Here is an 8748-nt window from a genome sequence, read left to right as displayed (position 1 = left end):
CGCCGGTGGCCCTATCGGCCGGGGCGGCTGGAGCGGCCGGCGCGGCCGGAGCGGCGGCCCCAGCCCACGCTCCGCGCGTGGAGCTGCGTTCGGTGTCGTTCGCGTACGGCCCGGGCGCCCGGCCGGTCGTGGACGGACTCGATCTCGTCGTGGAGCCGGGTGAGCACCTCGCCGTGGTGGGACCCAGCGGCATCGGCAAGTCCACGCTGTTCGCGCTGGTGGCCGGGCTGCTCCGGCCGGACAGCGGGGACATACGGCTCGACGGGGCGCCGGTGGGGCGTCCCGACCGGTACGCGTCCGCGTACACGCGGGCCCTGATCCCGCAGGAGGCCTATGTGTTCAGCGGCAGCCTGCGGGAGAACCTGCTGTACCTGTGTCCCGACGGCACGGGGTCCACGGCCGTGGAGTGCGCTGTGGAGGCGATCGGCCTCGGGCATGTGGTGAGCCGGCTCGGCTGCCTCGACGCACCCGTCGACCCGGGGACCCTGTCCCAGGGGGAGCGGCAGCTCGTCGCGCTGACCCGGGCCTATCTCTCGCCCGCGCGGCTGGTGCTGCTGGACGAGGCGACCTGCCATCTGGACCCGGCCGCCGAGGCCCGCGCCGAACGCGCCTTCGCCGAACGCCCCGGCACCCTGATGGTGATCGCCCACCGCCTCACCTCCGCGCGCCGGGCCTCGCGGGTCCTGGTCCTGGACGGCGTCCACGCCGAGTCCGGCTCCCACGAGGAACTGCTGGCCCGTTCGGACCTGTACCGGGACCTCGTGGGGCACTGGGAGGACACGGGCGCCTGAGCGAGCGGGGTCTGCCATCCCGCGCCGAGGAAGCCGCCGACGCGGATGCCGCAGTAGTCAACGTGGGCCCGCCCGCCCGTACGGGCGCCGTGGTGCTCAGACCCAGCCGGCGTGCTGCGAGATCCGTATCGCGTCCACCCGGTTGCGGGCCCCTGTCTTGCGGGTGATCGCGGACATGTAGTTGCGGACGGTTCCCCCGGACAGATGCAGACTGCGCGCGATCTCGGCGATCGTCGAGCCCTCGGCGGCCATCCCCAGCACGCTCAGCTCGCGTGGTGTGAGCGGCACTTGGGCGGCCCGGAGAAAGCCGAAAGCGAGCGTTTCGTCGACGAAACGCTCGCCCGCGGCGACCCTGCGTATGCCGTCGAGTAATCGCTGCGGGCCGCCGTCCTTGCTGACGTACCCGAGTGCGCCGGCGTCGAAGGCGCGCCGCAGCAGCCCGGGCCGGGAGTCTGTCGCCAGAACCAGCAGGGCGGCGCCCAACTCGGTGATGCGCCGGGCGAGTCCAGCCGCCACCGCGCCGAGCATGGCCGAGCCGGGGCAGTCGATGTCCACGACGCATACGTGGGGCCGCAGTGACTGTGCCTGCACGGCGGCCGCGCGCCAGGAGGAGGGAATGACCTCGAGGTCGCCCTCCTTCCCCAGCAGGGCGGTCAGCGCCGACCGCATCAAGCTGGTGTCGTGCACGAGCAGTACCCGTATCAACGCCGTCGCCTCCAGTTGTCCGTGCGCGGAGCCCCATTGCACCGCACACTTCTCGTCACCTAGAACCCGGTGCCCCGCCGCCCGGCGGCTATTCGCAACCCAGGGAGCACGGGAGCGCACAGAGCGTATTCAGTGCGCCGGTCGCGCGCGGGCGCACTCTCCCGCGCACAACGAGCGCACGCGGGCCCCGCGCGGTGAAGCCGCACGAGCCGGGAATTCGCGTTTGCCGGTGGGCTGTTGGCGGCCACGACGGCGACCGCCCGCCGGGCCCCGCCGATGGTGGGCGTGGCCCAGTCGTACACCCCGGCACCCGTCGCCCTCGGTGCACCCCGGCGCTCCGGTCGTCGCTCACTCGTCGGACCGGGACGGCCGCAGTATCCCGGCGAGGTCGGCGGGGCCGATGACGTGCATGCTGCACTTTTGGCTAACCCCTTTGTCAATCAGGTGATTTGACGGGTTACCCTGCTAACTTCGCAGTCTGGTGGAGTCGGGGGGACTCATGGGACAGGAACGAAACACAGGTACGTACTCGCACTCCTGTGCGGCGTGTGAAACGGGCGGTACGCGTCGATGAGTACGCCGACCCCCACCCCGAGCCCGACCGGCACGGCGTCGCCGAGTCCCAGCCCGAGCCCGCAGCCCACCACGACACCGACACCCACCACCACGCCGACGCCTGGCACGACGCCGACACCCGGCACGACGCAGCCTTCGGGCACGCCCAGCCCCCAGCCGACGCCGTCGCCGAGCCCGAACGCGCCGCCGACCCTGCCGGGCTCCGGTCCGCCGCCCCAGGCGCCTCCGACGCCCGCGCCCCCGGTGACCAATCCGTGGACGGGCCCCGGCGGCTTCGACGTCCAGCCCCTCCATCTGTACCAGGTGGCGAACGCCCTCGCCGTCGAGCAGGGGTCGTTCCACAGGGCGCTCGTGCAGTTCCTCGACATTCACGCCGGCTACTCCAAGGTCGGCGGATCCGGCACCGTCACAGCCGAGTTCGCCACCCAGTACGCCGCGGTCGTCGCCCTGCTCATGGAGGCGCACGGCAAGGCCGTGGTCGCCATCGGCGGTGCGGCGGTCGGCTTCACCACCACGGCCAACAACTTCCGGCAGGCGGACGCGGCCACCCACCCGCTCAGTCCACCCTTCCTCTCACAGCCGCCGCCGCAGGTCATCAACGCCCCGCCGGCGTACACGGCCCCGCCGCCGTTCGGCGTCCGCGACGGCAACGCCGTCGACGAGTTCGCCGACATCTTCGACGACGGCGACATCCCCGGCTCCCTGATGCGCAGCGTGATCCAGGAGGCGCTGGGCGCCGGTCGCGCGCTGGAGATCCTGCCGCCCCCGGACTACCTCAAGGTCAACGAGCTCTCGCAGGCGTGGCTGCCGTACCAGACGGGCATCGGCATCATCCAGGAACAGCTCGCCGGCACCATCGACGCCATCACGGACAACGCCAACGGGGACTGGCAGGGGGCGATGCTGCAGTTCGTGTCGTCGGTGTGGGGCACGACGGCCTGGGGCAAGAACACGGCCGGCTACGAGTGGGGGCACAAGCCGCCGACCGGCGCGGGCACGAGCCGCCCGGTCTTCGCTGTCCTCAGCACCACGGCCCAGATCCTGGCCCAGGCCCTCCGCTCGTACGCGGAGGCCGCGCAGAAGGTCCGCACCGAGCTGCGCGAGATCCTGCACAAGGCCTTCAAGGACGCCTTTGCGATTCTCCAGGCCACCGACCTCAAGGATTTCGTCGGAAACTTCTTCCAGCGCCTCAAGAAGCTGTGGAAGGGCCTGGGCCCCGCAGTGCTCGCCAGCATCGACAGGGACGCCGTCAACCGGGCCGTCGACACCTACGAGACCGAGCTGCGGGCCCAGATTACGAAAGTGAAGGGCCTGCTCGAGCCGCTGCGTGAGGCCTCGCGCGCCGTGCCGACCTTCCAGTCGCAGTCAGCGAGGGCGGAGGCGTTCGGGTCGCGCTCGCTCTTCGAGTTCGACCGGTCGATCGTCCCGCTCAACGAGCAGTCGCGGGACCCGAACAGCAGGTTCGGCATCGACCTCGCCTCGATGGAATGGGAGCGCAACGACTTCCAGCCCCCGCCTCCTGAGGCACTGAGGCCCGGGAAGGAGGCCCACACGATCGACAAGCACATCGGACTCACCCCGGAGCAGCTGACGCACCGGCTGCGCGACCAGGGCGGCGCCGACGCGTCGACGTTCCGCGACCTTCCGTCCGCTGAGAAGTATGTGCAGGCCGCGGTGAACGACCCGGCGAAGACGAACGAGCTGGAAACCTGGATGCGCAACCAGGAGCGGAAGGTCGCGGACGGCACCTTCAAGCCCGGATCCGTCAAGGCCTGGGACTTCCCGGTCACGGACGCGAACGGGCAGCAGGTGGCCGTCGGGACCTCGGTGAGCCAGGCAGACTTCGCCGCGTCAGGCTACTCGGCCCAGGCCAAGAACGTGCACACGGTGCACGTGGTCCTCGCCTACTCGCCCGAGTCGAAGTCCTTCTACGTGCTGACCGCCTATCCGAAGGCCCCTTAGCATGCGTCAGGTGACCGAACCGATTGACGCCGTCCTCACCAGCGGGGTGCTAGCCCGCCTCGTCGACCTCGCCGTAGCCTCGCGGAACCCGGGGGCCGCTCCGTTGGAGGATGAACTCCAGCGCTTCTCGCGGCTGATGCAGGACTCGCACGCGATCGCCTGGGTCATGCCCTTCGACGCGGTGGCCTCGCTCGTCGAGGGGCTGGCGGACGAGTACGGCACGGAGCGGTTCAGCGCCAGACCGGCCGCTTTCCGTGACCGGCTCGCCCGGGCGGCCGGCGACGAACCCGTCGACGCCTTCCTGCGTTCCCTGGCGGAACTCGTCCGCGACCCCTGGTTCGGCGACTGCCCGGGCTACGACGAACTGCCGCTCTCGCAGTGGGAGGCACTCGCCCGCTTCGACGTCGTCAACGAGTTCGCGTCACAGCTGCCCACCGGTGAGTACGACAGAGACCCGGAGGCGGAGGCACGGGAGCTGGTCGCCATGGACCACCCCGACTGCCACGGCAGAATCGCCGATCTCGCCGGCCAGCTCCAGCGCGTCCTCTACATGTTCCGTTCGCCCGCCGAGCTCGACGCGGCCTTCGCGCCCGTCATGCCGTCGGTGACGAGCGCACGGCTGCGCCTGCTCCTCGACGCCGTCCACGCCCACTTCGCCGAGCAGCACTGACCCTCCACCCCACCACCCCACCACCCCTTCACCCCATCGCCCTGAAAGGAGCCTCCGCCATGCCCGACAAGCCGAATCTCGATGTGACGGACGAGGACCTGACGCGTCTCGCGGACGACTTGGACGCCATGCGGACGTACATCGACGGGCAGGTGCGCCGGATGGACGCGATCGTCGACCGGGCCGAGGCGCGGTGGCGCAGCGAGGCGGCGACGGCGTACCGGAAGCTGCACCGGGAGGCCGGGGCCGACGCCGTACGGGTCCGGGAGATCCTGGGGGTCCTGGCGCAGGCGATGAGGATGAGCCGGGACGGGTTCACGCGCCAGGAGCTGGACACCCTGCGGCGGCTCAGGGCCGAGATGAACAGGGTCGACGTCGACGCCGAGGTACGCGGACTGTCCGGCGAGGATCCGGGTGGCGCGGGCCCCGCAGGCGCAGCGGCGCCGACCAGCAGGATCAACGACATCTGAACGTGCACCTGAACGTGCATCTGAACGTGTATCTGAACGTCTGTAAGACAGGGGGAAACGTGGACGACTTCGGCCCGATCGCCGTCGACCTGGTCGCGCTGCGGGAGATCGCCGGCGACCTCGAGGACATCGTGAAGAAGCTCAACGAGAGCCTGAGCGCGCTGTACGACCGCACGGAGCCGCTCGTCCTCGCCTGGAAGGGCGAGGCCCGCGAGGCCTTCGTGGACGAACTCGACCGCTGGGACCGGCAGATGGAGGACCTGCAGGCCGCGCAGAACTGGCTGCACGCCATCGTCACCACCGGGCACGCCAACTACTCCGCCGCCCAGCGGGCCACCCTGCGCGGCTGGGGCGGGGCCTGACATGACGACCCCTCCCGCCCCCTCCGAATCACCCGTCCCCGCCCGCGCCGACCGCGCCGCGACCTACCCGGACCGGGAGACCGCCCAGTGGGCCACCCAGCAGGTGATCGCGCTGAACGAGCAGGTCATCCACCGCTGGCTCGCCCAGTCCACCCGGCAGCGGCTCGTGATCGAGGCCGACTGGCCCTCGCGGCACGATCCGGTGGGCACGCTGCTCACCACCGGGATGGCGCTGGCCGGCCAGGAGCCGATCCCGGTGCGCGCCGCCCGGGTCGTGCTCCTGCGGACCGGGTCCGGCGAGCCCGGCGCGTACCCGTTCACCGTGCACTCCTCCCTGCCCGTCGACCTGTAGAGGCATCCGTGTCCCTGAACCCCGCCGAGCACGACCGCAAGTACGGCGAGCTCGACCAGGTCGTCCGCGCCCACCTGGGCCTCGGTCCGCACGCCCCCGAGGCGGTGGCCGGCTATCTGCGGCAGACCTGGCGCACCCGGCCCTGGGCGATCGCCGTCGCGGCCGAGCAGCTACGCGTCTACGCCGACAATCCGCCGGGGCGGCTGCGGTTGCGTCTCGGCGAGTACTACCGGCTGGCCGACGTGGCGGTGCCGCCCGAGGAGATCCGGGGCTGGCTCACGGGCCTCGCCGACCGGCTCGACGAGAGCCTGGCGAACGGCCAGGCGCCGCCGCCTGCCCCGCCCATGACGCCATGGGAGTGGCGGGCCCGCTTCCCCGAGCTGGCGCAGCTGCTCGGCGGCTGGTTCTCGCAGGACATGCCGGACGAGTTCGGCGACCACGAGGCCGCGCTCGCCGACTACCTGGAGGGCACCGACACCGGGCTCGTCGCCCAGCTGACGGGGGAGCTGCACGACCTCCTCGCCCTCGGACTCGACGAGGACGGCCTGGCCCTGGCGCTGGTGACGCTCGGCGCGGAGGTCGAGCCCCCGGCGCCGTTCACCCCCGGCGCCTGGGTCGCCGCGCTCGCCGTACGGATGCGCGGCTGACCGACCAGCTGCCCGCCCGGCCCCGGCGGGCAGCCGCCGACGGCCGGTGCGGGTCCCGGTCCCCGCTCCACCAGCCGCCGCATCCACGCGTCAGGCCCTGACGGGCTGCTCCGGCAACGCGGCCGCACGCCGCTGTCCCGTGACGCTCCCCAGCCAGCCGAGCAGGAACGCGACGGGCAGCGACACCAGGGCGACCGTCTGCAGCGGGAACCAGGCGATGTCCCACTCGGGGAACAGCGCCACCGGGCTGCCGGAGAAGACGGGGCTCACGACCTGGAGTCCGAGCGTGCAGCCGAGACCTCCGTACAGCGTCCACAGCAGCCCCCTGCGCGTGAATCCGCGCCAGAACAGCGAGTACACCAGCGCCGGGAGCAGGCAGGAGCTCGCCACCGCCAGGGAGATCGTGGACAGGAAGCCCATGTTCCAGCCCTGCACCCACACCGCGAGGCAGATGCTCAGCACCCCGACCAAGGCGGACGCGAGACGGGCCGCGGCCACCTCCCGGCCCTCGGTCGTGCGCCCGCGGCGTACGACGTTGGTGACGAGGTCGTGGGCGACCGAGCCTGCGGCCGCCAGCGTCACGCTCGCGACGACCGCCAGCGTGGTGAGGAACACCGCGCAGGAGACCAGCACGACGAGCCATGCCTCGCCCGCCTGCGCCGACGAGCCGCCCGCCAGTTCGCCGGTGAGCATCAGCAGGCTGCTGGTGGCCCCGGGGTCGGCGGCGAGGATCCTCGGGGCGCCGATCAGCGCCGCGGCCCCGAAGCCCAGCACGGTGGTGAGCAGACAGACGGCGCCGACGATGGCGATGGTGTGGCGGACCGTACGGCGTGCCGCGGCGGCGTCGGGCGCGGTGTTGAGCTGGGTGGCGACGTGGGGCATGCACGCGACGCCCAGCACCACGGTGATCATCAGACCCATGAAGTCGAGGGTCCCCTCGACCGGGCTGCCGGCGGCGAAGCGCAGGCCTGGACGCATATAGCCCTCGGGACGGCCGCTGCCCCGCCCGGCGGCCTCGATGAGGGAGTCGGGGCTCCAGTGGAAGCGGTGGAGCAGCACCGCCGCCACGGCCACGGCCATGGCGAGCAGGATCACCGTCTTGATCACCTGGATCGCGATCATGCCGCGCATCCCGCCGAAGGCCGTGGCGCAGACGACGAGGGCGCCGATCATGACGATGGCAGTCTGCTCGGCGCCGGGACCGGACAGGCCGAGCAGCATGGCGGTGGTCCTGCCCGCGCCGGAGAGCTGGACGATCAGATACGGGACGCACGCGCTCAGCGTGACGACGGCGACCGCGATCCTGACCGAGGGCCCCGGGGCCCGCAGGGCGAACGTGTCGCCGAGGGTATAGCTGCCGCGTTCCCGCAGCGGGCCGGACAGCAGGAGCAGGACGCCGAGCGACAGCACGGTGCACAGGGCGATGAACAGGCCGTCGAAGCCGAAGACCGCGACGGTTCCCGTAGTGCCGAGCACGGTCGCGGCGGAGAGGTAGACGCCGGTGAGGACGAGGGCGCCCTGGAGGGGCCGCAGCCTGCGGCCCGCCGTGTAGAAGTCGTTGACCCGGTCCCGCTCGGGGCCGTTGAGCACACAGATGAGCAGGATCGGGACGATGAAGGCGAGGAAGCCGACGAGAACCCAGGAGCGGGTGTCCGTGTCCAGATCGAGGGCGCCGGGATCGCCTGCGGCGAGCAGGATCTGAGGAAGCATCAGCGCTCCTCCGCCGGCTCGTGCGCGGCCTCCTCGTGCGCGGCGCGGTCGTAGCGCGCCGCCGTCCACAACAGGAGCGAGCCCTGCGCGAGAAGGGCGACGACGCCGAGGTTGATCTGTCCGGCGACACGGGTGGCCAGCAGGTCCTCTGCGGCGCAGGCAAGCAGGAGATGGACCACGAAGGTCAGTCCGTTGACGAGCACGAAGGATCTGCCCGGCCGGTGGGGCCGGGGTCTTTGATGGAACCGGGGGGTGTGCGGATGGGCGTGCTGATGGGCCATGGAGCTCTCCTGGCGGGCAGGGATGCGCGCATCGCTTCGCTCGGGCGATGCCTGGCGAGGGCACTGCCCCTGACGGCATTGCCCCTGATGAGGGCTCACCAGAGCACGTACCGACCGGTCAGTCCATGCGCTTCGGGCGCCCCGTTGTCCGCTCCCAACGCCGTAGGGGTGCGACTGTGCTGATGCCCATTCGGCCACCCGCGGTAAGGATTCCGGCCAGGG

The 8748-nt window shown here is 71.7% G+C and carries 10 protein-coding genes; 7 read left to right on the top strand and 3 right to left on the bottom strand.

The genetic code is table 11. From position 1 onward, the window contains the following. Nucleotides 1–791, top strand: a 791-nt coding sequence (locus AB0M39_RS06640) for an ABC transporter ATP-binding protein (protein ID WP_365360841.1), incomplete at its 5' end; no start/stop codon positions are given. 96 nt (nucleotides 792–887) lie between these two features. Here the strand turns inward: AB0M39_RS06640 and AB0M39_RS06635 are convergent. Then, a complete protein-coding gene (locus AB0M39_RS06635; protein WP_365360867.1) occupies nucleotides 888–1496 on the bottom strand; it encodes a response regulator transcription factor in 609 nt (202 codons plus the stop codon). Between the two features lie 819 nt (nucleotides 1497–2315). Here AB0M39_RS06635 and AB0M39_RS06630 point away from each other — a divergent pair. The 6 genes from AB0M39_RS06630 to AB0M39_RS06605 are packed head-to-tail and all read left to right on the top strand — an operon-like array spanning nucleotide 2316 to nucleotide 6535. Beyond that, nucleotides 2316–4034, top strand: coding sequence for an RNase A-like domain-containing protein (locus AB0M39_RS06630; RefSeq protein WP_365360839.1), 1719 nt, complete (start codon nucleotides 2316–2318; stop codon nucleotides 4032–4034). 10 nt (nucleotides 4035–4044) lie between these two features. Further along, complete coding sequence (locus tag AB0M39_RS06625) at nucleotides 4045–4704, top strand: hypothetical protein (protein WP_365360837.1); 660 nt, start codon at nucleotides 4045–4047, stop codon at nucleotides 4702–4704. Nucleotides 4705–4763: 59 nt separating this feature from the next. Then, entirely contained in the window at nucleotides 4764–5174 is a 411-nt protein-coding gene (locus tag AB0M39_RS06620; protein ID WP_365360835.1) for a WXG100 family type VII secretion target, read from the top strand. Nucleotides 5175–5233: 59 nt separating this feature from the next. Then, the gene (locus tag AB0M39_RS06615; RefSeq protein WP_365360865.1) at nucleotides 5234–5536 is read left to right on the top strand and encodes a WXG100 family type VII secretion target; all 303 of its coding nucleotides are present in this window, start codon (nucleotides 5234–5236) and stop codon (nucleotides 5534–5536) included. Nucleotide 5537: 1 nt separating this feature from the next. Further along, nucleotides 5538–5888 (top strand): RNase A-like domain-containing protein, encoded by a 351-nt coding sequence (locus tag AB0M39_RS06610; RefSeq protein ID WP_365360833.1) that lies wholly within the window; start codon nucleotides 5538–5540, stop codon nucleotides 5886–5888. A gap of 8 nt (nucleotides 5889–5896) precedes the next feature. Continuing rightward, complete coding sequence (locus tag AB0M39_RS06605; RefSeq protein ID WP_365360831.1) at nucleotides 5897–6535, top strand: contact-dependent growth inhibition system immunity protein; 639 nt, start codon at nucleotides 5897–5899, stop codon at nucleotides 6533–6535. Nucleotides 6536–6625: 90 nt separating this feature from the next. On the opposite strand, the gene AB0M39_RS06600 is transcribed toward AB0M39_RS06605, so the two are convergent. Further along, complete coding sequence (locus AB0M39_RS06600; protein ID WP_365360829.1) at nucleotides 6626–8245, bottom strand: cation acetate symporter; 1620 nt, start codon at nucleotides 8243–8245, stop codon at nucleotides 6626–6628. After that, nucleotides 8245–8526 carry a hypothetical protein gene (locus AB0M39_RS06595; protein WP_365360827.1) on the bottom strand — a complete coding sequence of 94 codons (282 nt, stop codon included), beginning with the start codon at nucleotides 8524–8526 and terminating at the stop codon, nucleotides 8245–8247. Before AB0M39_RS06595 ends, AB0M39_RS06600 begins: the two co-directional genes overlap by 1 nt. Nucleotides 8527–8748: the final 222 nt, after the last annotated feature.

This window comes from Streptomyces sp. NPDC051907, from assembly GCF_040681075.1.
In the GTDB taxonomy this organism is placed as follows: Bacteria; Actinomycetota; Actinomycetes; order Streptomycetales; family Streptomycetaceae; genus Streptomyces.
Note: the sequence above shows the minus strand (reverse complement) of the source record. Positions and strands in the feature narration are given on the sequence as shown.